Origin of the sequence: Roseovarius arcticus, from assembly GCF_006125015.1 — a bacterium.
Classification (GTDB): Bacteria; Pseudomonadota; Alphaproteobacteria; order Rhodobacterales; family Rhodobacteraceae; genus Roseovarius; species Roseovarius arcticus.
In genome coordinates this window covers 90,300-112,124 of record NZ_SZZN01000002.1, presented here as the reverse complement: position 1 = coordinate 112,124, position 21,825 = coordinate 90,300, and the positions used below count along the sequence as shown (strand labels likewise).

The window sequence follows — 21,825 nt, the reverse complement described above, 5'->3', positions numbered from 1 at the left end:
CTTGGCAAAATTGGTGCCCGCCTTGTTTGCGCATTATTCCCTTGAGAGTTTCTCGGCCATCTTGGCGTGTTTGGTGTCGAAATGGTTGCGCAGATGGTTTTCGGCATCCGCGTCGAGGTTCGTGCGCAGAATGCGTCCGCCCTTCTTGCTCAGGCGCTCAATGACGCGGTCCGACGCTTCGGTCCGCATCATCATGAACAGCGCGGCTTGACCCGGTTGCAGAGCACCTGAAACGTCTTTCATGAAGTCGTCGTCGATGCCGTAGTCAGAAAGACCGCCTGAAATTGCACCTGCACCGGCCCCAACGGCCAGCCCCAACAGGGGATTGAAGAAGATTAGACCTGCCAGAAGGCCCCAAAACGCGCCACCGGTGGCACCTACGGTCCACATATTGACCATTTGGTCCAGCTTGATGTTCCGGTCCTTGTCCGTCGTCGCGATAACGGCATCGGCAATCTCGACAAGATATTCCTTTGCCATTCCAAAGAGTTCTTTTCGCGCGGCCTCGGCTTTGGCGGGCGTGTCATATGCAACGACAATAAGTTCCGACATTCGATATTCCTTTGTGTAGGGGCCATCATTTCAGTTTCTAACTGTGGCTGAAGATGCGTGATTGTTGGGTCAGTGCGGCTGTGGTCAGGGTCCGTGCTATGACGACGCAATTCCGCTTGGGCTGCCAAACTGTCGCAAATGGTGAAACGCCTCAATCAGGGTCTACGGACAGAATTTCCGCCGGCGATGATCTTATTGATCAGTATGGCGACTGCCTTATGTTCCTCGATCTCAATGTCAGAACCCCCTGCTTTTTCATGCGAGGCGGCTGCATCTTTGAGAACGCCCATGATCTCGTTTTCTGGCAGGACCTTCGCATCGTTCAGCGCAAGGAGCAGCGCTTCGCAGATTGATAAGGCGGCCACACCAGAAGTCGTGCTATGGTTAGACATATTGTTTTTGCCTTTCAGAATTATTGCGCGCGCGCAGTGGGCCTGCGCAGCGGTACACGCAGTCTTTCAAAGATCCTGTACCTTTGGGCTGATCGACATCAGTCGCGGTCGGTTTCGCTTGGATAAGTGACCAACACGATTTGTGGAAAGGGGCCCATGATGCAGATTACGCCACTCGCGCGCAAACTGGGCGCTTTTGTCGCCTTGTCAGAGGCTGAACTGTCCGTGCTGGAAGGCCTGCACAAGCGGCGGCGTAGCTTTGTCGCAGGACGCGATCTGGTGCATCAAGGGCAATCGGATCAGGCTGCGTACATCCTCATTTCCGGCTGGGCCTGTTCCTATAAGCTTTTGGAGGATGGCCAACGGCAGATTGTCGATTTCCAGATCCCTGGCGACTTCCTGGGTTTGCGGAGCGTCGTGTTGCACATCTCGGATCACAGCGTTGAGCCTGTCACTGACATCGAAGTGACTGAAGTGCATGTCTCCGACCTTATACAGGTGTTCTCGAAAACACCCCGGCTCGCAACTGCCGTGCTTTGGGCTGCGTCACGTGACGAGGCAATGGTTGTCGAGCATTTGATCAATATAGGACGTCGCGAAGCGGAGGTCCGTGTGGCGCATTTTTTGTTAGAGTTTGGTGCGAGACTTGCCCTCGTCGGCTTGGGCAGCAAGGCGGGCTATGCTTGTCCTCTGACACAGTATCTAATGGCCGATGCACTGGGACTAAGCTCTGTTCACGTCAATCGGGTCCTGAGAAAGTTGCGCGAAGCTGGAATGGTGACGTTCCGCGCTGGTTTCGTAACGTTTGATGACTATGATCGTCTGGTTGAATTTGCGGATTTCGAGCAGACCTATCTGGACCAGATCGGGCCGTTATTGGCGTGAAGTCGCGGCCAGATTGAGTTGCACTGAAGTGGGGGCAGTATGAGCAAGAAGTTGCGACTGCTGAAATCCTTACAGCCTTCCGTTGTTTAGGGGTGTCATATGGGACTGTGACCACGCTAAGCGGTTGACCTTTTTGATGCTGCGCACACCTAGGTTTTGATCCAGGCCGTGGCGGCGTCTTCGTCGCTGAGATGAAATACCATAAGTTCCACCGGCATGAGCGGTCCCATGACTTTCGATCCGCGCCGTAACCATTCAACGTCTGTGACGAGGGCACATTTTGAGAAACTGAGCGGGTGCTTTAAGCCAAGCCGCAGATCATCCCAGGCGGCGCACAGAGTGATCCAGATCAGTGTGCGCTCCGGTCTATTTCGATTTGATGTGGTCAGCCCGAAAGCGGGGTCGCAATCGCCGCTGCGTCTGGACGTAACGGTCCGGTTCATTTCTAAACGAGGAGACCACCATGGATCACCCTGATATTCCAATTACAGCCAGCTCTCGCCTCCGGACACATATCGATCTTATGGCTGCGCAAGCAGTGGAAGTCGCTCCTGACGCATCGTCCCGGCATTTACACAACGGCCTCGATACGCTGCTGCCACCCGCTGACCTGCACGGGAGTTATACCAATAATCGCCCGCTTCCGACGAAAGGCATCGCGGACCGCCATGCCTACATTGTCGGCAGCGGAATCGGAGGGCTGACTGCCGCCTTCTTCCTGATCCGTGACGGACATATGCCCGGCGAGAACATCACCATCCTTGAATCCCAGCAGATCGAAGGCGGTGCGCTTGATGGGGCTGGCAATGCCGAGGATGGCTATGTCGTGCGCGGCGGTCGCGAGATGGAGATGACCTATCAGAACTTCTGGGATGTTTTCTCGGAGATACCGGCTTTGGAGCTTCCCAAGCCTTTCACGGTGCTCGACGAATTCCGGATCGTGAATGATGCCGACAAGAACTTGTCGAAGGCCCGACTTTTGGAAAAACAGGGCCAGATCAGGGATTCCTCGATCATGGGCCTGAGCAAGTTGCAGCAGCTTGAACTGGTGCGGCTTTTCCTTGCCCGAAAGGAAGACCTTGACGACGTCACCGTTGAAGACTGGTTTAGTGAAGGCTTTTTGAACAGCAACTTCTACATGTTCTGGTGCACGATGTTTGCTTTTCAAAAATGGCACTCCGTGCTGGAAATGAAGCTGTACATGCATCGGTTCCTGCATCTGATGGATGGGCTGAACGACATGACCGCGCTCGTCTTTCCCAAATACAATCAATACGACAGCTTTATCGTGCCCTTGATGGCGTGGCTGAAGGACCGGGGCGTGAAGATCCAATACGACACGGTCGTGTCTGACGTCGAGATGGACAGCGACGTTGAAACCCGGACCACAACGGCAATTCAGTGCCACACGGGCAGCGGCGAAAAGACGATAACAGTTGGTGCGAAGGATCTGGTCTTCGTGACCATCGGGTCCATCGTAGAGGACACGGCCTTTGGGGATAATGATACGGCCCCGAAGCTTAGAGTGAACGTGCCGGACCCGGGTGTTGGCGCAAGCTGGCGGTTGTGGAAAAACCTCGCCCGGAAATCGCCCGCCTTTGGACGGCCAGATAAATTCTGTGGTGATGTGCCGAGGTCAACTTGGGAATCTGCCACGCTGACCTGCAAGCCATCACCGCTGATGGACAAGCTGAAAGAGCTGTCGGTCAACGATCCCTATTCCGGCAAAACGGTCACGGGTGGCATTGTCACAATCACCGATTCCGCCTGGTTGATGAGCTTTACGATCAACCGCCAACCGCATTTCCTGGATCAGCCAGATGATGTCATAGTACCCTGGGTCTATGCGTTGCTTATGGATCAGCCCGGCGACTACGTCAGAAAGCCGATGCCGGACTGCACCGGCAGCGAAATACTGACCGAGCTGTGTTTCCACCTTGGCCTTATTGATCAGGTAGACGAGGTGATCGCGGCCACTAAAGTTCGCACCGCGCTGATGCCATATATCACCGCACAATTCATGCCACGGGCCCGCGGCGACCGTCCATGGGCCGTGCCGGAAGGGTCCACCAACCTTGCCTGTCTCGGTCAGTTTGTGGAAACCCACAACGATGTGGTGTTCACTCTGGAAAGCTCGGTACGCACAGCGCGCATCGGCGTCTACAGCCTGCTTGGTCTCAAGAAGCAGGTACCCGATATCCATCCGGGCCAGTATGATATCCGCCGTCTGTTAAGGGCAACGCGGACACTGAACAACGATGAGGCGTTTTTGGGCGAAGGACTCCTCCGCCGCCTTCTGGGGGGAACCTACCTTGAGAATATCCTGCCGCTTGGGCCAGATGAAGACACCGCTGATTTGCGCAAAAATGGGTTGTTCGATCAGCAAATTAGCGCTCTGCGGGGCATGATCGAAGAAAGCCACACATTGGAAAGCGCAAAGACATGGGCGCAGGGTGTGATAGACAACCTGCGAGGGCGGCGGTGAGGACCGGCTTGGACCTGCCGGATCTTGCTGTCATCGGTCAATTGATCGTGTGAGGCGTGTCCCTGCGGATTTACCCATGCAGATTTACAATGGCCAGACGATCAACAAAAGTGGCAGACTGACGGCGACCACGATGACCTCGACCAGAAGTCCCAACCGCCAGTAGTCACCGAACTGGAACCCACCGGGGCCAAGGATCAAGGTGTTGTTCTGATGTCCGATTGGCGTGAGAAAGGCGCACGACGCGCCAATCGCGACGGCCATCAGGAAACTGTCCGGATTGACGCCAAGTGTGGCGGCAATGCCGAGGGCGATGGGGCACAGGATGGCGGCGGTGGCGGCGTTGTTCATCACGTCTGACAGGAACATTGTGGTGATCAGAATGACAGCCAACGCGGCGATAGGGTTACCTTGCGCGATGGTCTCAACCAGAAACCGCGCCAGCAGATCGGCAGCCCCGGTCGTCTGCATCGCGCCCGCAACCGGGATCAGTGCCGCCAGCAGAACGATAATCGGCCAGTCAATCGCCGTATAGATTTTCCTTAGAGGGACCGTGCGCAAGAGCATCGAGGCCAGTACCCCAAGCGCAAAGCCCACGGGTGCAGGCAGCAGGCCCAGCGTTACAATACCGATAGCCCCCAGCATGATCGCCCCCGCAATAATCGCCATGCGCTTGTCGGGGATGCGCAGCTCGCGCTCACCCAGCGGCACGCAGCCCGTATCGTTGATGAATTCGGCCATCATCTCGGCCGGACCCTGCATCAGCAGCAGATCGCCGGATTTCAGCTTTAGCTTGCGAAGCCGCGCTTGTGGTTGGCGTCCTTCGCGCGATACGGCAAGCAGATTGAGCCCGTAGCGCGTGCGCAACCGCAGATCGCTCGCCGAACGCCCGACGATGGTAGCACCTGGCAGAATGGCGAGTTCTCGCAGGATGATATCCTCGTCACGCTCATCGCTCTCGTCGATGTCCTCGACCTTGTCAGCCTCTTTGATGGCGGCTTCCGCTTTGGCCGCTTTCGATGTCTTTTCGGACGCATCATCTGCCGTTTCGTCTTTACTAGCCGAGGCTGCTTTCTGCGCCTCAAGCTCGATGCCGAAGACTGACAGCGCTTCGGTCAAGGCGTCGACATCGGCCTGCAGCACCAGAACATCACCGGCGTGGATGCGGCGCGCGCCATGCGGCGCGGTCATACGCACCTCGTTACGCACCAGACCGACGATCTGTGCGCCGCTGTCCTCGATCTCGGCTTCAAAGCCGCGCATGGTCAGGCCGACAGCCTTTCCCTTCGCAGGAACGCGCACCTCGGTCAGATAGGTGCCAGTGTCAAAACTGGCGCCAGCGGCAGATTTGCGTGCAGGCACCAGACGCCAACCAATGAGTGCGACGAAAAGAACGCCCAAGGTTGCAACCGCAAATCCCACAGGGGCAAAATCGAACATGGCGAATTGCCCAAGCCCCGCCTCTTCCCGAAAGCCCGAAACGATCAGGTTCGGTGGCGTGCCAACGAGCGTGGTCATGCCCCCCAGAATAGTCCCGAAGGCGAGCGGCATCAAAATCTGTCCGGGCGTCAGATCCAGCCGGTCCGACAACTGCACTGCGATTGGCATCAAAAGCGCCATCGCGCCGACGTTGTTCATAAAACCCGACAGTGCTGCACCCAGCCCTATTAGCGCGAGCATGGTCGTGATCCGTCCGGCATCGCGCGGCAGGATGCTGCGCGCCAGCCAATCTACGGCGCCGGTGTTGCGCAACCCCTGACTGAGCACCAGCACACAGGCCACTGTAATCACCGCCGGATGGCCGAAGCCTGCAAAAGCCGCGCCTGACGGAACCAACCCTAATATGACGCAGGCCATAAGGGCCGCTAACGCGACCACGTCATGGCGAAGCCGCCCCCACAGGAACAGCCCCATCATGGCAGCGAGAATTGCGAAAATCAGGATCTGCGGGTTGGTCAAGGAAACAGCTTTCGTTCTGGGTCTTCGCTTAAAGTAAGCTCCGCGATCGGCTGCTGAACCGCGTTAGCCCCAAGGAGCCTCTTTTCCGATCAATTAGCGTTAGGCGACCACGGCTCACTCGCTCAGTTAGCAAAAGAAAATGAATTCTCCAATTACACTCAATGGAAAATTGGCGCTACTGCCCCGGCATCGTCGGGACAGACATGTTGGTCGAGATCGACAAGCGGTTTTCTGAAGTGACCGGTGCGCCCATCGGCGAGACCCACGACAATTACCTGGGCGAAATAGCCTAAGGACCCGCACAGACACCGGACGAAGTTGCCGCACTAGTTTCTTACGTAGCTGGACCGGGTTCTGCTTACATAACAGGGCAAGAGATCAACACCGTCAGCGGGATTGTCTATCGCTGACACCGTGGGCGGGTGGCGCTCTAATTGACCCACATCAGGGTTCTCAAAATGTCGTCGTTGCATCCCTTCAGGTGTGCGGGCCGATGACGTCGTCGATACGTTTCAGATGACATCCACTTGTCACTACCCCATGTCGCCACGGGACACACCTGGCACCACTCGGACATCGACCTGTTCGCCTACCTCATGCTTTGACGGAGAAGCGGCGCTGGCGCACATGGGCGCCGCGTTCGAAAGTGGTATGCCCGCATCCTGCAAGTTGTATTCACCACGTCTTCCGCCTTTGCAGTTACCCCGAGTGCCCGCCGTTTTCGTCAGATTTCTTGACGCGGGTTTTGCCGGCGGGGCGTTCGTTGGCCCGCTTCAGTTCATCCTGCGTGCCGATGTCGCGCGGCAAACGCCCACCTGAACGTCCGGCTTGCGATATGGTACCTTTGGCACCAAGGGCGTGGTCGGAGTTGTCGGGTTTTGGTGTTCTATCTTGGGTCATGTCATCACCTCTATTTTCTCATGTTACGGAATGAAATCACCCGAGCCCCGTTTGAGGAGGTCGGCGCGCTGGATCGTCAGGACAAGATCATCGAGAAATACCCCCCGATCAGCGCCAGAACTGTCGTGAACGCATAGGCTACCGGATAAGGTACAGCGGCGACCGAACTCTTGGACTCTTCCATGATTGCGTTCAGACTTGGTGTGCTGTTACGCCCGCCTGTTGCGGCACCATCGGAGATGATCGCGTTGAGACCGAAGACCTTTATCCCGACCCAGAAGGCGACCAGTGGCGGTATGAGCGCCCCTGCAATACCTATCAGCGCAAGCCACAGGATCGTATCGCCGCCAAGGGCAGAAATGACCTTGGGGCCGACATTGGCCGATAAGACTGCGACAAAGGCATTCAGGCCAAAGTCCTGCAGGAAACTACGCGCCCCCTCGTTCACGGGACCGCCGAAATTAGGATTGCGGCTGCGAAAATAGCTGACGCCAACGCCCGCCATGATCACCCCTGCGGATGTTCCGAACGCAAAGGGGATGCCCGAAATTGTGACAGTAATGACACCCACGAGATACCCGACCAACATGGCGAGAGCGAGGTAGAGAACCTCTGACTTCATCGTGAACAAAACAGGCGTCCCGCCCAGCAGCGTAGCCGCCCTTTGAATGGCGGCATCCGGCCCGTTCAGGCGCACCACATCGCCAAATCTTACATCCGTATCCGGACCGAGAGGCAGCTCATTACCCGCCCTGAATAGCGCCTGTACGGTTACGCCACCAGCCAGCGCCGCACCGAGATCTGACAGGCTTTTTCCGGATATCTTATGCGACCCGATATGCACATCGGCGACCTCTACGGGGACGTTTCGCGCCAGCGGGCTATCAGATTCCGGACCGATCAGTTTGCCTTCTTTCTCGATCAAATCGTGCACATCTGCTCGCACAGTGACAATGTCGTCCTTTTGCACAACAAGCTCTTTCGCCATCTCCATTATCTTGCCGTCGCGCACCACGCGCAAAATCGGCACTTCGGGAAAATCTTCGACGAGTTGCGACAGGGTCCGGCCAATAAAGCTTTTGTGAGTGACGGCAAACGCGCGGACGCCAACAGTCGTAAAACCCATGGTCAATGCACCCGGAGCACCGGGCACCGGATCATTCGCCCCACCGCTGAAATCTGCTTCAGCCAGTTTTGCCTCGGCTACAGCGTCATAACCGAAGATGCGCGGCAGATACCGGATAAGCAGAATAGTCAACACAGTCGACAGGACATAGCTGATCGCATAGGCAGCGGCCATGTTGGCACCGACCTGCTCGACGGATGTGCCAACGGGCGGAACGTAAGCACCGCTGGCCAGCGCACCCTGACCAACCCCGAGGATCGCCGTGATCGTGTAGCTGCCCGAAATCAGGCCGGTCGCATAGCCCGGCGCAAGTCCGACAAGCATCGCCCCGAAGAAACAGATGGCCCAGTTGAGGCTGAACACGATGAAACCGATTGCGAGAAACGCCAAACCGCCCTTTCGAAGGCCGGAAAAGAACTGTGGGCCAACCTTCAGACCAAGTGCATACATAAACAACAAGAGCATGAAAGACGACAGGATGCCCGGGATGGAATAGGTGATGCCATAGGCCGCCTCGGCTATCATCGAAAGCAAAACCCCGACCAGCAGTGTGCCTGCCGTGGAGCCAAGCGAGATGGTCTTGAAGCTGAACTTCCCGATTAGCGTTCCCAGCGCCAGCGCGAGCAGGATGAACGCGATGGGTTGATTGTCCAGAAGCTGGAAAAAGCCGTGAAACCCTGCCTCGGTAACGGGCTTTATCGTATCGAAGACCTGCCCGATCACTCCATCCGCATCGTGGGTCACGTCTGTCTGTGCCACCGCCTGCTCAGCGGAAAGGAGCAGGCCCGCGCCAGAAACGGCGACGGCCCGTAGCGTTTTGTCGTTCTGCGATGTATCACGCATGATGGAAGCTAGGCTTTGCGACAGAGTTTGGAACCGGGTTCTTTTTAAGATGGTCGATCGCACGTATGATGTCATCGAGGAGAAGCTCTGCCAGATCGCGACTGACCCCGTGACGGATTAATATACGCTGGACCACGGTATCCTGTCGGTTCGACGGCAGCGGATAGGACGCGATCTGCCAGCCCCGCATCCGCACGCGTTCGGACAGATCATAAAGCGTGAAACCATGATCAGTGTCCGTTAGCTTGTAGGCGACAGCGGGCAGGCCGCCGATGCCATCGTAGACCATCTCGAAGGGACCAAGCTTTGCCAATTCCACGCCCAGCCATTTTGCCGTATCAGAACAGGCTTGCTGGACGGCTGTGTAGCCGTCATGTCCGAGCCGCAGGAAGTTGTAATATTGTGCTATGATCTCACCGCCAGGCCGGGAGAAGTTCAGCGCGAAGGTTGGCATGTCGCCGCCTAGGTAGTCGACATGGAAGATCAAGTCTTCCGGCAGGTCTTCTTTTGAAGACCAGATTACCCAGCCGACGCCGAGCGGTGCGAGACCATACTTGTGACCCGAAGCGTTGATCGACCGGACCCGTTTGATTCTGAAATCCCAGACGAGGTCGCGTTGGATGAACGGCGCGATGAAACCACCAGAAGCGGCGTCCACGTGGATCGGAATATCGAACCCGAGATCCTTCTGGATCGCATCCAGTTCTTTCGCCAGCGCCTCGACGGGTTCGTAGATCCCAGTAAAGGTCACACCCAGCGTCGCGACAACACCGATCGTGTTCTCGTCACAATGCGCGCGCAGATCTTCTGGCGTGATCCCTAAAGCATCGCCTTCAAGCGGCACTTCACGGATCTCGACATCGAAATAGCGGGCAAACTTTTTCCAGCAGATCTGCACCGGACCGGTCACGATGTTCGGCTTGCTCGCATCCTTACCCTCTGCCTCCCGGCGCTTGCGCCACTGCCACTTGAACGCCAATCCGCCAAGCATTGCCGCCTCACTTGAGCCGGTGGTCGAGCAGCCCACTGTTTCGCGCGATTTCTCGGCATTCCAGAGGTCAGCGAGAATATGAACGCAGCGGTTTTCGATCTCGGCGGTCTGGGGGTATTCGTCCTTGTCGATCATGTTTTTGTCGACCGCATCCGCCATCAGCTGCTTCACCTCATCCTCTACCCAAGTCGTGCAGAAAGTCGCTAGGTTCTGGCGCGAGTTGCCGTCGAGCATCAGCTCGTCCCGGACCAGAGCATAGGCAGCGCGTGGTTCTGTGCGGCCTTTCGGCAATTTGTATTTTGGAAGGCTGTCCTGAGAGGCTTTAGTTGCATAGATGTCCAGCAGGCTGGACTGATCGCTAAGATCGACGTGATGAATGGGCATGTTCTTGGTCCTTTGAACGACGGGGTGCCGTTGGCGAAAAAAGTGCGTAGGCTGACATATTGGAAACATCTCTACAGTGCGTTCTTTGATCAGATACTGATGGATGTTAGCCTCGGATGATCCTTGCTACACGAAACGAGTGATTTGGGTATGTTCCAAGGGTCAGGACACAGTAATCCAGCCAGGAGGAACGTCTCGTTCCGCGATGTTTACAATCGGCCCATGTCGGGGTCCCAAAACGGCTGACCTGCCGATAGCCATCGGTGTTTCGATCGATCGATCGGTCTTGCTTTGCGATTGCGTCACCAAAATGCGGGAGTGGAGAAAGATTGGACGCCGCCTGACCGTTAAAGCGGAGATCTTGCAATGCAGTTTTGGAGTATTGATGGCTCGCCGAAGTCAGGACATTCCGTCTTACAAAAGGCCTCGGATCAGTCTCCGCCGCCAGCACTCTCTGCCGGGGACTGTGAGTCGCTATATCGTGCCGTTTCACCAAGAAATCTCCTCAGGCATTCTGCCGAGAAAATTCTACTTTTGAACGCTACTAGTTTTCGGGGGGCTTACCATTTGACGTCAGTCTGGAAAGCCGTTGTGAACGCCAATCACATTTTGGACTCGCGGCCATGATCGCCGGCAATGCACTGATCTGCATCAACGACAAGATGCACGACTGATGGCTTTGTCGTGAGTGAGTAACTTTGAAAGGTCATGATATGATGAATGGGTATGAGATGGGGTCCGGCGGTCTTTGGATGTGGGTTTTGCTGGTATTGGCCCTTTTGGCCATCGCAGCGCTTGTGAAATATCTGCGGAAATGACGGTCTTGGATAGGGTTCCTGCGATGACGCCCGAGACCTCGGTAGTTGACCCCGTCTGCGGGATGACCGTAACAATGAAACCGGACACCCGGACTGCGGCTTTTGAAGGCAAAGATTTCTACTTCTGTTCGGAGAATTGCCAAGCCAAATTTAAGGCTGATCCAGCGGCTTATACTGACGATCAGGTTCCGGTCAATAATCACGCTGTGCCCGAGGCTGCGCAATACACGTGCCCGATGCATTCACAGATACTGCAGGATACGTCCGGAAACTGCCCGATTTGTGGAATGACGCTGGAACCCGTGGTTGCGACGGACGAAGCCTCGCCTGAACTGGCGAACTTCACTAGGCGAATGTGGATTTCCGCTGCCGCCGCTGTGCCTTTGATGATCCTGACCATGGGCGCACTCATCGGACTGCCGGTGCGTGACTGGATCGGGCATGAATTGGCAGGCTATCTAGAATTTGCACTGGCCACGCCCGTTGTGCTGTGGGCGGCGGCGCCGTTCTTCCAGCGCGGCGGGGCATCGATCATGAACCGCAGCCCGAACATGTGGACGTTGATTTCAATCGGGGTCGCAGCCGCCTATGGCTACTCAGTCGTAGCCACGTTTTTGCCGGGGGTGTTCCCTGATGCATATCAAATGGGTATGGGGGTCGGGACCTATTTTGAGGCCTCGGTCGTGATCGTCGCCCTCGTTTTTGTTGGACAAGTGCTTGAATTGCGCGCGCGCGAACGTACCGGCGACGCGATCCGCGCGCTGATGGACCTTGCGCCCAAGACCGCGCGGCGCATCTCATCTGATGGTACCGAAACTGACGTGCCGCTGGCCGATATCGTTGAGGGCGACAAACTGCGCGTTCGCCCCGGTGATGCGGTTCCCGTAGATGGAGTGATTACCGAAGGCACATCCTCGGTTGATGAAAGCCTGATGACAGGCGAGGCGATGCCAGTGGAAAAGGCGGCTGGTGATCCGGTGACAGGGGGTACGATCAACAAAAACGGATCGCTCGTCATGGCGGCGGGCCGCGTTGGGGTCGACAGTGTGTTGGCGCAGATCGTCACCATGGTGTCGAACGCCAAACGCTCGCGCGCACCGATCCAAGGCGTTGCTGACAAGATCGCTGCGGTGTTTGTTCCGGTGGTCCTCGCGGTTTCTGCGGCGTCATTTGTGGTTTGGATGATCTGGGGTCCTACCCCAGCACTTGCGTATGCGATCACGGCGGCAGTATCTGTCCTGATCGTCGCATGCCCCTGCGCCTTGGGTTTGGCGACGCCGATCTCCATCACCACGGCGGCAGGGCGGGGCGCACAAGCAGGCGTGTTGATCAAGGACGCCGAGGCGCTGGAACGGATGGCGGGCGTCGATACATTGATCGTCGACAAGACCGGCACGCTGACCATGGGCAAGCCCGCGCTGACTGATGTGGTGGTCCTGGCGAAAGAAGATGAAGCCGGAATCCTGACGCTGGCCGCAGCCCTTGAGAAAGGGTCGGAGCACCCTTTGGCCGAAGCGATTGTCGCCGGTGCATCGGTGAAAGGGATTAAGGCTGGGGATATCAAAGAGTTTGCGTCAGTGACGGGCAAGGGCGTTCAAGGCGTAGTCGGCGGTCGCAAGGTGGCGTTGGGCAACGCGGCGATGATGCAGGATTTGGGGCTGAAAACCGACACGGCTGAGGAACGGGCCGATGCCCTTCGTGCCACTGGAAAGACTGCAATGTTTGTGGCAGCTGATGGCGAGCTTATCGGCATCGTCGCGGTTGCGGATCCGGTGCGTGACAGCACCGCGGCAGCGATCAAGGAGCTGCACGCGCAAGGCCTGCGCATTATCATGGCCACGGGGGATAACGAACGGACCGCCAAGGCAGTCGCCGACGCTTTGGGAATTGACGAGGTGCGGGCTGGGGTTCTGCCCGACGATAAACGTGCACTGGTTGAACAACTGCAAGCCGAGGGCTGCAAGGTCGCGATGGCAGGTGACGGTGTGAACGACGCGCCCGCGCTGGCAGTTGCCGACGTGGGCATTGCGATGGGCACTGGCGCTGACGTGGCTGTAGAAAGTGCGGGGCTGACGTTGCTCGGCGGCGATCTGATGGGCATCGTGCGTGCCCGCACGCTGGCTGCTGCGACCGTGCGCAATATCAAACAGAACCTGTTTTTCGCCTTTGCCTACAACGCCATCGGCATTCCAGTTGCTGCAGGCGTGCTGTACCCGTTCTTTGGCACCCTGCTGTCACCCATGATTGCTGCGGCGGCAATGAGCCTGTCGTCGGTGTCGGTCATCACCAACGCCCTGCGGCTCCGCAGGGTTCAGCTTTAGACGCTTGCCATGTCCGCGTCGCTCGACCTATCTGTGGCATCTTACAACATCCACAAAGGTGTTGGCACTGACCGGCGCCGTGATCTGGCCCGCACAGCGGCCGTGATCGCGGAAATTGGCGCAGATATTTTGGCTGTCCAAGAGGCGGACACACGGTTTGGCAGCCGCAAAGGGTTGCTCGATTTGGACAGAATTCGCCGTGATCTAGGGCTGATTGCGGTTCCAATGGACGATGTCGGGGATGCGCATGGTTGGCATGGAAATCTTTTGTTGGTGCGCAATGCGCTGGTCGAAGAGGTGCATCAATTAATCTTGCCAGGACTAGAGCCGCGCGGGGCGCTGGTGACCGATCTGGTCGTCGCAGGGCGACCATTGCGGGTTGTGAACGCACATCTTGGGTTGCTGCAAGCGTCCCGAAGGGCGCAGGTACGGGCGCTGCTCGACAAGATCGGAGGTATGGAAGGGCGTCCAACCCTACTTATGGGGGATCTGAATGAATGGCGTGAGGCAGGGGCTGCGTTTCAAACATTGGAGAAACATTTTACGTTTGCACAAGCGCGGGCCAGCTTTCCCTCGCGCTATCCGCTGCTGGCGCTTGATCGTATCATGATGTCGCCACATGGCGCGTTGCTGGACGTTGCGGCGCATGATAGTCCATTGTCGCGCCGCGCATCTGACCACTTACCGATCAAGGCCAGGCTGCGCTTTGATCCAGAAAATTTGGCCAGCACAGGATGATATCCGATGTCCTGATTTTTCTGTTCTGGATCGCTGGCGCAGTGGTTCTGGTGGCAGTAGCGTCCTGGTTGGCACACCGCTCGTATCGCCGCTTCTTGCAAAAAGCGTGTGGGCCTGCCTCAAGTGCTCTACCTTGTGTTGTGCCAGCCACGCCGCTCGATGCGCTAATTGGCCCGATGGAACACAAGCATCCGGGGAAATCCGGGTTGACGCTTCTATTGGACAATAAGGAAGCGTTTACGGCCCGCGCTCAGTCTGCGGTGCAGGCAGGGCGCAGCCTCGATCTAATGTACTACATCTGGAGCACTGACACGGCAGGGTGGTTGCTGATCGACGCGCTTGTGATGGCTGCAGAACGGGGTGTGCGCATCCGTCTGCTGCTGGATGATGTCAATGTGCAGGGGTTTGATCGCACGTTTCTTGCCCTGACGCAGCATCCACTGATCGAGGTACGCCTGTTTAACCCGACGCGGAATCGTGGCCGAGCGCTGCGCCGCATGGCTGAGATGCTCTTGGGTTTGGCGCGCTTCAACCGACGTATGCACGGTAAAATGTGGATCGCCGATGGGCGGCTGGCGATTATTGGTGGCCGCAATATTGGCGATACTTATTTCAGTGCGAACAATCGAACCCGCAGTTCGGTTGATGCAGACGTGATGTTCGTAGGCCCGAAAGTGGCCGAGGTGTCAGAAGTGTTCGACAGCTATTGGAATCTTGGCCTGTCCTTACCTATCGCGTCACTCTGGCCTGCCTTCAGTCCGAACCCCCGTGCCTTTCGCAAGAGACTGGCGCGACACACTCGGTCTACTCCGTCATGCGCATTTATTGCGAAGGTCCAGAGTGGAAATTCCTCGAGTAGCTTTCTGAGTGACCGCCTATATTGGACGGACAAGGTGCAACTGCTCGCGGATCCACCCGACAAGGCGTATGATCTGCATACAACCCCTTGGATGGATACCGCGATCGCCTCGGTAATGGAGAGCGCAAAATCCGACGTGCAATTGATCACGCCGTACTTTGTCCCAGGTGCTTCCGGACTTGCAAATCTCACTGAATTGATGGCGCGCGGGGTTACGGTTTCCTTGATCACGAATGCTTTGTCGACAACGGACATGATTGCGGTTTACGGGGCTTACCGCCATTTCCGTGATCCGTTGCTAGCTGCTGGGGCCAGTGTTTATGAATTCTCCAAACCTGCATCGACGGGCCTTGAACGCGATGTCGTTCATTCCAAAGTGTTCATGATTGATGGAAAGCAAGGCATTGTGGGGTCGCTGAACTTTGATTTGCGATCGGCCTATATCAACACTGAGCTAGGGTTGCTGTTCGAGGGGCCACCTTTGTTGGCTGAACTGCGCGGCATGTTCGACACGCTATCGTCACCTGAACAAGCATACCAAGTTACCCAAACGGACCATGCCTTGCACTGGGACATCACGCGTCCGGGGCTGCCGAGCGTGATGACGGTTGAGCCAGAATCCGGTTGGTCAAGGCGTGCGATATCCTGGATCGTGGGGCAGTTGCCGATAAAGAAATATCTGTGAGAGACAGTTTTGGGAGGGTTCCCGTGGATAAAAGGTCCGCTCTATGTCTTGATCCAAGCTGTGGCGGCGTCTTCGTCGCCGAGATGAAATACCATGAGTTCCATCGGCATGAGCGGTCCCATGACTTTTGATCCGCGGCGTAACCAATCAGCGTCTGTGACGAGGGCGCATTTTTGAAAAGCTGAGTGGGTGTTTTAGCCCGAGCCGCAGATCATCCCATGCTGCGCCCATACTGTAGGATTCAAATGCTGTGCCGAGTTTGAAAAAGAGCTTTAGCTTGTCGTGTTCTTTTAGTTTTTGTTCGATCAGCGGGACCACCACTACGTCGTAATCGCGGCTGGAAATCTCGCCCACAGCCTCCATCGCAATCACATCGCTTGGAAAACCGTCAAGTAAGTGAAATGCTGCGCCCGCAGCGTCGCCCGGCTCGTTGGCCCATTCAACCGCTCCGGTGAGATCTTCTTTCTTAAAATGACGGAGTTTCGCACCAACAAAGTGATCTACAAGTTTCGGAAGCACCGAAAACATCGCGTTGTCGCCGACGAGCGCGACTTTCTTGATCAGCTTATGGTGATCATGAACCATATCCACGTAATCCGCGAACGCGCGTAGACTGTCCCAACGCGGCGCTGTCATGCATGAAATAACCAAGTTCGGAATGTGATCGTGTTCATTTATGAACCCGTCGATCTCTCCTCTCAGCGTTGAAACCATATCCTTGCTTAGGGACTGGTTAATCTGCACTCTCAGGACGTTCTTGTCCTTTGTGATGACGATGGGCTTCATGACTAATATGCCTTTGTGTCTGGATTGAGGGTTCTCACGGCCTGACTTTTGAACCGGATCATGAGATGCCAGTGCCCCGGCGGTCCATCCACATCCTCACGGAATGCTCCAAGGCGCTGACGTGATGCCCCATTTTTTCGGCGTCTGTTTCTTCGCGCCCGACCTGTGCGCTAAGGGCGACGTAGCGGTCACGCAGTTCTTGGTTCGTGGCCAAATGATCGGAGTCGGCGTTCGCCTTACTCCGCAATTGGCCCTCGATTTTTGAGAGATGCGCGTCGAGCGCTACAAGTCTGGCGTGGATATCGGTGTTGATCATCTTCAGTCGCCTCGGATTGAGCTGCTACGGTTGTTCATTTGAGTACATACTGTGGCAGATTTCAGCCGTCGTCACTTACGCAGATTAGTGTGATCGAGCGGATCCCGTTGGTCCGCCACTCATAGGATTCCATGGTGCTGACGTCGGGCAATCTGATCAGACACATGAATTCTTTCGGCGGCGCTAATGTACGTCAGTATGAGCCCGCTCAAAGGGGTCCATAGGGTACGCAGCCAGTCATATGACTGACCCGATGGCTCCCGTGCTTGAGAAAATGCGCCCGAAATACTCTATGCGAATGATCACGCCCGGTTCAGGCGAGCGCAAATGCCCAAGATTGTTCCCGAACCCGTTTTAATTCGAGCGACGGCCATCGTTCCGCGATTTTATCAAGGAGACAACAATGACCTACCAAAGTTTCAATCCTGCAACAGGCAAGCTGTTGAAGAAGTTCGAAGAACTATCCGACGCACAGTTGGAAACCAAGCTGGCCAAGGCGAACGAGTGCTTCGCCCAATGGAAAAAGACGTCCTTTGCGGAGCGCGCCAAGATCATCGGCAAAGCAGGTGAACTGCTGCACGAGCGAGTCGAGGAATTGGCCAAGACGATGACCCTAGAAATGGGCAAACGGATTGACGAGGCCCGCGGCGAAGTTGAATTCTCGGCCAATATTATGGCCTATTACGCCAAGAATGCGGAAAGCTTTCTGGCCGATACCGAGCTGAACCCGGAACTGGGCGACGGTCATATGGAAAGCAGCCCGATTGGTGTCGTCTTTGGCGTCGAGCCGTGGAACTTTCCCTATTATCAGTTGGCCCGCGTCGCTGGTCCGCACCTGATGGCCGGCAATGTCCTCGTCATCAAACACGCAGGCATTGTGCCGCAATGCGCGATTGCGTTTGAAAAGGTTCTGACCGACGCAGGCGCACCCGAAGGCCTTTATACCAACCTGATGATTAGTCACGATCAGTCGGACAAGGTTGTCGCTGACCCCCGCATCAAGGGCGTTGCGCTGACAGGTAGTGTTGCCGCGGGCCGCAGTATTGCTGCGGGTGCCGGTCAGGCGTTGAAGCCATCGTCGATGGAGCTTGGTGGCGCAGATGCCTTTATCGTTCTGGAAGACGCGGACATGGAACACGCGCTGAAATGGGCCGTCTGGGGCAGGATGTACAACGCTGGGCAGACCTGTGTCGCGTCCAAGCGGTTCATCATCGTGGAAAGCGTCGCCGACGCGTTCATCGAGAAGTTCCAAGCGGGTCTTGCAGCACTCGAAGCGGGCGATCCGCTGGATGAGAAAACCACGCTTGGTCCGCTCTCGACTGAACAGGCGCTGGTCGATCTGCTCAAACAGGTCGATGTTGCGGAGAAACATGGTGCCACCGTCGTTATGGGTGGCAAACGGCTGAACCGTGCGGGCAGCTACATGCAGCCGACGATCCTGACGGATGTGACGCCCGACAACCCAGCCTACCGTGACGAGTTCTTCGGCCCCGTGGCGATGATTTTTCGGGTTAAGGACGAGGCTGCGGCGATCGCGCTGGCAAATGACAGCGACTTCGGCCTTGGCGGGTCGGTGTTCACCGGCGATCTCGAGCGCGGCAAGCGGGTCGCGAGCGCGGTGGAGACTGGCATGATGTTCATCAACAACATCAACTGGCTGGACGCAGATCTGCCTTTCGGCGGCATTAAGAATTCCGGTTATGGCCGCGAATTGGGCGACATGGGCATCCAGCAGTTCGTGAATAAAAAGCTGGTGCGCTACGTCAAAGCCGACGCACCAGCCTGAGTTAGAACAATCGGGCGGCGGGTTTGACCCGCCGTCCGTCCCATTTTTCCGGAGGCCGCCATGTACGTTAATATTGCCGTTTTGAAAGAAACCACTCCTGGGGAACATCGCGTGGCCCTTGTGCCCGATGTTGTGCCCGGCTTGATAAAATTGGGTGCTCGACTGCATATGGAATCTGGGGCGGCCGATGGCATCGGTCTGGCCGATACGGATTTTTCCGATGTTGTAGTGATCTCTGATCGCTCTGTTCTGGTCGCGGACGCTGATGTCGTGCTTTGTGTTCAACCACCTGCGTTGGAGGTGATCGACGCGATGAAGCCCGGCGCGGTGTTAATCTGTTACGTCAATAACGATCTGCCCCTGCTTAAGCACCTGCTCGACCGCAAAATCACCTGTTTTGCCATTGAGAAACTGCCGCGTGTCACCCGTGCCCAAAGCATGGATGCATTGTCCTCTCAGGCGGCACTGGCGGGGTATTCCGCCGTAATGTTGGGGGCTGCGGCGCTTGCCCGTGTGCTGCCCAAAGTGACCACCGCCGCGGGCACAATCGGGCCTGCGCATGTGCTGGTGATGGGGCTTGGCGTAGCAGGGCTTGAGGCGTTGGCAACGGCGCACCGGCTTGGGGCCGTAACTGAAGGCTATGACGTTAGGCCTGAAACGCGCGAGCAGGCCCTGTCGTTGGGGTCCACCTTCGTTGACACTGGCGTCGATGCCACCGGCAAGGGCGGTTATGCGCGCGCTTTGACGACCGAGGAAAAGGCTAAAGTTGCCAATGCGCTGACGACGCACATCCAGTCGGCTGACCTGATCATAACAACCGCCGCAATTCCCGGCAAACCCTCGCCCAAATTGATCTCTACGAAGCAAGTCGCAGGTATGAGACCCGGGGCCGTGATCGTCGATCTGGCTGCCGAAGGAGGTGGCAATTGTGAAGACTCGGTGCCGGGCGAGACCCTGAAGGTTGGTGCGGTCACGATTCTCGCGCCGCTGAACGTCGGCTCAATGCTCGCCGAAGACGCGAGCAAGCTTTATGCCAAGAACCTGGCCAATTTCCTCGGTTTGATGTTGCACGACAATATCCTGACGGTTGATGTGACGGACGAGATCCTGTCGGCGGCCGTCCTCAGCCATGACGGCAAGCGGTTGAATGCTCCCGCTCCGGCCACGCCGAAATCCTCTAAATCAGCCGCTGAAGTGGCCTGAAAGGTATCCCATGGACATCTCCATCGCCGGACTTGCGGCTCTCTATATTTTCCTTCTGGCGGGTTTTGCCGGCTGGGTGATCATCGGCCATGTGCCGGCGATCTTGCACACGCCGCTGATGTCAGGGTCGAACTTCGTCCACGGCATCGTGGTGGTCGGTGGCATCTATGCGCTCTTGAACGCGACCAGCCTGACCGAACAGGCGATCGGCACGCTTGCCGTCGCACTCGGGGCCGCCAATGCAATGGGCGGATACGTCGTGACCGCGCGGATGTTGGCGATGTTCCAGACAACCGCGCCTGCCAAACCCGCGCGCAAACACAAAAAGAAAGGCTGAGATAATGCTGACCATTCTGCCCCAACTCGCCATCGTCATCGCCGACCTCGCGGCGGCCTTTCTGTTTCTTTTTGGTCTTAAGCGGATGTCCTCTCCGGTAACGGCGCCATCTGGCATTGCCTATGCCGGTATTGGTATGATTGTGGCCGTTGCGGCGAGCTTTCTTTACGCCCTATCTGTCGAAACCGAAGCTGAACCCTACCTTTTGGTGAATGCCGCGTTGGCCGTTGCGGCTCTTGCCGTCGGTGGTGGTCTGGCATGGCGCAGCGGGAAAAAGGCGGGGCTGACGGCGATGCCGCAGATGGTCGCCCTGCTGAACGGCGCAGGCGGCGGTGCGGCGGCGGCCATCGCAGCCATCGTTTTGCTTGGGGGTATCACAGACACCGCGGTTTTGGTTGTGACGCTTGCAGGTGCTCTGATCGGGTCGATCTCATTCTCGGGGTCGCTGATTGCTTGGGGTAAGCTTGATCGATTGATAAAGCATCCCCTTCGGTTCAAGGGTCAGCAAATTGTGAACGGTCTCGCCTTCCTCGCCACATTGGCCGTTGGCGGCTACATTGGTTTCATCACCTTGAGCAGCAATGTGCCGATGCTTGCGATGCCTTTGCTGATTGCGATTTTCTTTGGCCTATCACTTCTTTTCGGCATCTTGATGACCCTCCCGATTGGTGGGGCCGACATGCCCGTGGTGATCTCGGTCTACAACGCCTTCACCGGGCTTGCCGTGGGGCTTGAAGGTTACAGCCTGCAGAATCCAGCGCTGATGATCGCGGGTATGGTCGTAGGTGCGGCAGGCCTGATGCTGACGCTGCTGATGGCAAAGGCGATGAACCGGTCGGTCTCGAAAATCCTCTTTACCAACTTTGGCGCCACCAAGGCCCACAAGCAAAGTAAGATTGAGGGCGAGTTGAAACCAGCCGCCGCAGGCGATGCAGGCATTTTCATGCGCTACGCCAAGGAGGTCATTATTGTTCCGGGCTATGGCCTCGCCGCGGCCCAGGGCCAGCAAAAGCTCTATGAGCTGGTGAAGCTACTTCAGGCGGCGGATGTCACCGTTAAATTCGCGATCCATCCGGTGGCGGGGCGGATGCCCGGCCAGATGGATGTACTGCTGGCCGAGGCGGGTGTGCCTTATGATCTGATCTTCCAGCTTGAAGACATCAATCCGGAGTTTGAAACGGCGGCTGTGGCGCTGGTCATAGGAGCCAATGACGTGGTGAACCCGGCGGCGCGCACCGACAAATCCTCGCCGATCTGGGGAATGCCGATCCTTGATGCTGACAAAGCCAAACAGGTTTACGTCATCAAGCGCGGCGAGGGTAAAGGCTATGCCGGGATCGTCAACGCGCTGTTCTACAAAGACAATTGCAACATGGTCTATGGCGACGCAGCCGACGTCCTGACCCAGATGATCGAGGCCGTTCGCGGCCTCGGCAAAGCCGCAGCGTAGCCCGCGCGT

The 21,825-nt window shown here is 56.9% G+C and carries 19 protein-coding genes and 1 pseudogene; 10 read left to right on the top strand and 10 right to left on the bottom strand.

Going from position 1 to position 21,825, the window contains the following annotated elements; translation table 11 throughout:
• Positions 1–33: 33 nt before the first annotated feature.
• A complete protein-coding gene (locus tag MK6180000_RS20140; RefSeq protein ID WP_138936686.1) occupies positions 34–552 on the bottom strand; it encodes a DUF1269 domain-containing protein in 519 nt (172 codons plus the stop codon).
• A 155-nt stretch (positions 553–707) separates the two neighbouring features.
• Positions 708–944, bottom strand: coding sequence for a hypothetical protein (locus tag MK6180000_RS20820; RefSeq protein ID WP_138936685.1), 237 nt, complete (start codon positions 942–944; stop codon positions 708–710).
• A 156-nt stretch (positions 945–1,100) separates the two neighbouring features.
• On the opposite strand from MK6180000_RS20820, the gene MK6180000_RS20130 reads away from it, so the two are divergent.
• A complete protein-coding gene (locus MK6180000_RS20130) occupies positions 1,101–1,829 on the top strand; it encodes a Crp/Fnr family transcriptional regulator (protein ID WP_138936684.1) in 729 nt (242 codons plus the stop codon).
• Positions 1,830–1,978: 149 nt separating this feature from the next.
• Here the strand turns inward: MK6180000_RS20130 and MK6180000_RS21095 are convergent, their stop codons facing one another.
• Positions 1,979–2,272: a SpoIIAA family protein gene (locus MK6180000_RS21095; protein ID WP_171054741.1), complete on the bottom strand. Its 294-nt coding sequence runs from the start codon at positions 2,270–2,272 to the stop codon at positions 1,979–1,981.
• A gap of 20 nt (positions 2,273–2,292) precedes the next feature.
• On the opposite strand from MK6180000_RS21095, the gene MK6180000_RS20120 reads away from it, so the two are divergent.
• Positions 2,293–4,314 carry an oleate hydratase gene (locus MK6180000_RS20120; RefSeq protein WP_212751959.1) on the top strand — a complete coding sequence of 674 codons (2,022 nt, stop codon included), beginning with the start codon at positions 2,293–2,295 and terminating at the stop codon, positions 4,312–4,314.
• A gap of 84 nt (positions 4,315–4,398) precedes the next feature.
• Here MK6180000_RS20120 and MK6180000_RS20115 read toward each other — a convergent pair whose 3' ends face one another.
• Positions 4,399–6,273 (bottom strand): SLC13 family permease, encoded by a 1,875-nt coding sequence (locus tag MK6180000_RS20115; RefSeq protein ID WP_138936682.1) that lies wholly within the window; start codon positions 6,271–6,273, stop codon positions 4,399–4,401.
• A 161-nt stretch (positions 6,274–6,434) separates the two neighbouring features.
• Here MK6180000_RS20115 and MK6180000_RS20935 point away from each other — a divergent pair, with 161 nt between their 5' ends.
• Positions 6,435–6,566, top strand: coding sequence for a hypothetical protein (locus tag MK6180000_RS20935; RefSeq protein ID WP_281284978.1), 132 nt, complete (start codon positions 6,435–6,437; stop codon positions 6,564–6,566).
• 406 nt (positions 6,567–6,972) lie between these two features.
• On the opposite strand, the gene MK6180000_RS20110 is transcribed toward MK6180000_RS20935, so the two are convergent.
• The 3 genes from MK6180000_RS20110 to gad form a co-directional block, all read right to left on the bottom strand.
• Positions 6,973–7,173, bottom strand: coding sequence for a hypothetical protein (locus tag MK6180000_RS20110; RefSeq protein ID WP_138936681.1), 201 nt, complete (start codon positions 7,171–7,173; stop codon positions 6,973–6,975).
• Between the two features lie 76 nt (positions 7,174–7,249).
• The gene (locus MK6180000_RS20105; protein WP_138936680.1) at positions 7,250–9,142 is read right to left on the bottom strand and encodes an aspartate:alanine exchanger family transporter; all 1,893 of its coding nucleotides are present in this window, start codon (positions 9,140–9,142) and stop codon (positions 7,250–7,252) included.
• The gene (gad, locus tag MK6180000_RS20100; RefSeq protein WP_138936679.1) at positions 9,135–10,517 is read right to left on the bottom strand and encodes a glutamate decarboxylase; all 1,383 of its coding nucleotides are present in this window, start codon (positions 10,515–10,517) and stop codon (positions 9,135–9,137) included. Before gad ends, MK6180000_RS20105 begins: the two co-directional genes overlap by 8 nt.
• Before the next feature lie 841 nt (positions 10,518–11,358).
• Between gad and MK6180000_RS20095 the strand changes: the two genes are divergently transcribed.
• Genes MK6180000_RS20095 through MK6180000_RS20085 form a run of 3 tightly spaced genes read left to right on the top strand, consistent with a single transcriptional unit; the run spans position 11,359 to position 15,938 of the window.
• Positions 11,359–13,656, top strand: a complete 2,298-nt coding sequence (locus MK6180000_RS20095) for a heavy metal translocating P-type ATPase (protein ID WP_246040639.1) — start codon at positions 11,359–11,361, stop codon at positions 13,654–13,656.
• 9 nt (positions 13,657–13,665) lie between these two features.
• Positions 13,666–14,394, top strand: coding sequence for an endonuclease/exonuclease/phosphatase family protein (locus MK6180000_RS20090; protein ID WP_138936677.1), 729 nt, complete (start codon positions 13,666–13,668; stop codon positions 14,392–14,394).
• On the top strand, positions 14,391–15,938 hold the full coding sequence (locus tag MK6180000_RS20085) for a phospholipase D-like domain-containing protein (RefSeq protein WP_138936676.1): 1,548 nt from the start codon (positions 14,391–14,393) through the stop codon (positions 15,936–15,938). Before MK6180000_RS20090 ends, MK6180000_RS20085 begins: the two co-directional genes overlap by 4 nt.
• A gap of 41 nt (positions 15,939–15,979) precedes the next feature.
• On the opposite strand, the pseudogene MK6180000_RS21090 reads toward MK6180000_RS20085, so the two are convergent.
• The 3 genes and pseudogenes from MK6180000_RS21090 to MK6180000_RS20070 all read right to left on the bottom strand — a co-directional run.
• Positions 15,980–16,066 (bottom strand): annotated as a pseudogene (locus MK6180000_RS21090) (SpoIIAA family protein); the annotation flags it as partial.
• A gap of 19 nt (positions 16,067–16,085) precedes the next feature.
• The gene (locus tag MK6180000_RS20075) at positions 16,086–16,724 is read right to left on the bottom strand and encodes a SpoIIAA family protein (RefSeq protein ID WP_138936675.1); all 639 of its coding nucleotides are present in this window, start codon (positions 16,722–16,724) and stop codon (positions 16,086–16,088) included.
• Between the two features lie 58 nt (positions 16,725–16,782).
• A complete protein-coding gene (locus MK6180000_RS20070; protein ID WP_138936674.1) occupies positions 16,783–17,040 on the bottom strand; it encodes a 3-ketoacyl-ACP reductase in 258 nt (85 codons plus the stop codon).
• 388 nt (positions 17,041–17,428) lie between these two features.
• Between MK6180000_RS20070 and MK6180000_RS20065 the strand changes: the two genes are divergently transcribed.
• The 4 genes from MK6180000_RS20065 to MK6180000_RS20050 are packed head-to-tail and all read left to right on the top strand — an operon-like array spanning position 17,429 to position 21,816.
• Positions 17,429–18,826 (top strand): NAD-dependent succinate-semialdehyde dehydrogenase, encoded by a 1,398-nt coding sequence (locus tag MK6180000_RS20065; protein ID WP_342777741.1) that lies wholly within the window; start codon positions 17,429–17,431, stop codon positions 18,824–18,826.
• Between the two features lie 60 nt (positions 18,827–18,886).
• The gene (locus MK6180000_RS20060) at positions 18,887–20,029 is read left to right on the top strand and encodes an NAD(P) transhydrogenase subunit alpha (RefSeq protein WP_138936672.1); all 1,143 of its coding nucleotides are present in this window, start codon (positions 18,887–18,889) and stop codon (positions 20,027–20,029) included.
• Positions 20,030–20,039: 10 nt separating this feature from the next.
• Positions 20,040–20,366, top strand: a complete 327-nt coding sequence (locus tag MK6180000_RS20055; protein WP_138936671.1) for an NAD(P) transhydrogenase subunit alpha part 2 — start codon at positions 20,040–20,042, stop codon at positions 20,364–20,366.
• A gap of 4 nt (positions 20,367–20,370) precedes the next feature.
• Positions 20,371–21,816 carry an NAD(P)(+) transhydrogenase (Re/Si-specific) subunit beta gene (locus MK6180000_RS20050; protein WP_138936670.1) on the top strand — a complete coding sequence of 482 codons (1,446 nt, stop codon included), beginning with the start codon at positions 20,371–20,373 and terminating at the stop codon, positions 21,814–21,816.
• Positions 21,817–21,825 lie beyond the last annotated feature (9 nt).

Coding starts and splice junctions, on each gene's coding strand:
- MK6180000_RS20935 (WP_281284978.1), top strand. CDS start 6,435: ATGGAAAATTGGCGCTACTGCCCCGGCATCGTCGGGACAGACATGTTG.
- MK6180000_RS20060 (WP_138936672.1), top strand. CDS start 18,887: ATGTACGTTAATATTGCCGTTTTGAAAGAAACCACTCCTGGGGAACAT.
- MK6180000_RS20055 (WP_138936671.1), top strand. CDS start 20,040: ATGGACATCTCCATCGCCGGACTTGCGGCTCTCTATATTTTCCTTCTG.
- MK6180000_RS20050 (WP_138936670.1), top strand. CDS start 20,371: ATGCTGACCATTCTGCCCCAACTCGCCATCGTCATCGCCGACCTCGCG.
- MK6180000_RS20110 (WP_138936681.1), bottom strand. CDS start 7,173: ATGACCCAAGATAGAACACCAAAACCCGACAACTCCGACCACGCCCTT.
- MK6180000_RS20075 (WP_138936675.1), bottom strand. CDS start 16,724: ATGAAGCCCATCGTCATCACAAAGGACAAGAACGTCCTGAGAGTGCAG.
- MK6180000_RS20140 (WP_138936686.1), bottom strand. CDS start 552: ATGTCGGAACTTATTGTCGTTGCATATGACACGCCCGCCAAAGCCGAG.
- MK6180000_RS21095 (WP_171054741.1), bottom strand. CDS start 2,272: ATGAACCGGACCGTTACGTCCAGACGCAGCGGCGATTGCGACCCCGCT.
- MK6180000_RS20095 (WP_246040639.1), top strand. CDS start 11,359: ATGACGCCCGAGACCTCGGTAGTTGACCCCGTCTGCGGGATGACCGTA.
- MK6180000_RS20090 (WP_138936677.1), top strand. CDS start 13,666: ATGTCCGCGTCGCTCGACCTATCTGTGGCATCTTACAACATCCACAAA.
- MK6180000_RS20085 (WP_138936676.1), top strand. CDS start 14,391: ATGATATCCGATGTCCTGATTTTTCTGTTCTGGATCGCTGGCGCAGTG.
- MK6180000_RS20120 (WP_212751959.1), top strand. CDS start 2,293: ATGGATCACCCTGATATTCCAATTACAGCCAGCTCTCGCCTCCGGACA.
- MK6180000_RS20130 (WP_138936684.1), top strand. CDS start 1,101: ATGATGCAGATTACGCCACTCGCGCGCAAACTGGGCGCTTTTGTCGCC.
- MK6180000_RS20070 (WP_138936674.1), bottom strand. CDS start 17,040: ATGATCAACACCGATATCCACGCCAGACTTGTAGCGCTCGACGCGCAT.
- gad (WP_138936679.1), bottom strand. CDS start 10,517: ATGCCCATTCATCACGTCGATCTTAGCGATCAGTCCAGCCTGCTGGAC.
- MK6180000_RS20820 (WP_138936685.1), bottom strand. CDS start 944: ATGTCTAACCATAGCACGACTTCTGGTGTGGCCGCCTTATCAATCTGC.
- MK6180000_RS20105 (WP_138936680.1), bottom strand. CDS start 9,142: ATGCGTGATACATCGCAGAACGACAAAACGCTACGGGCCGTCGCCGTT.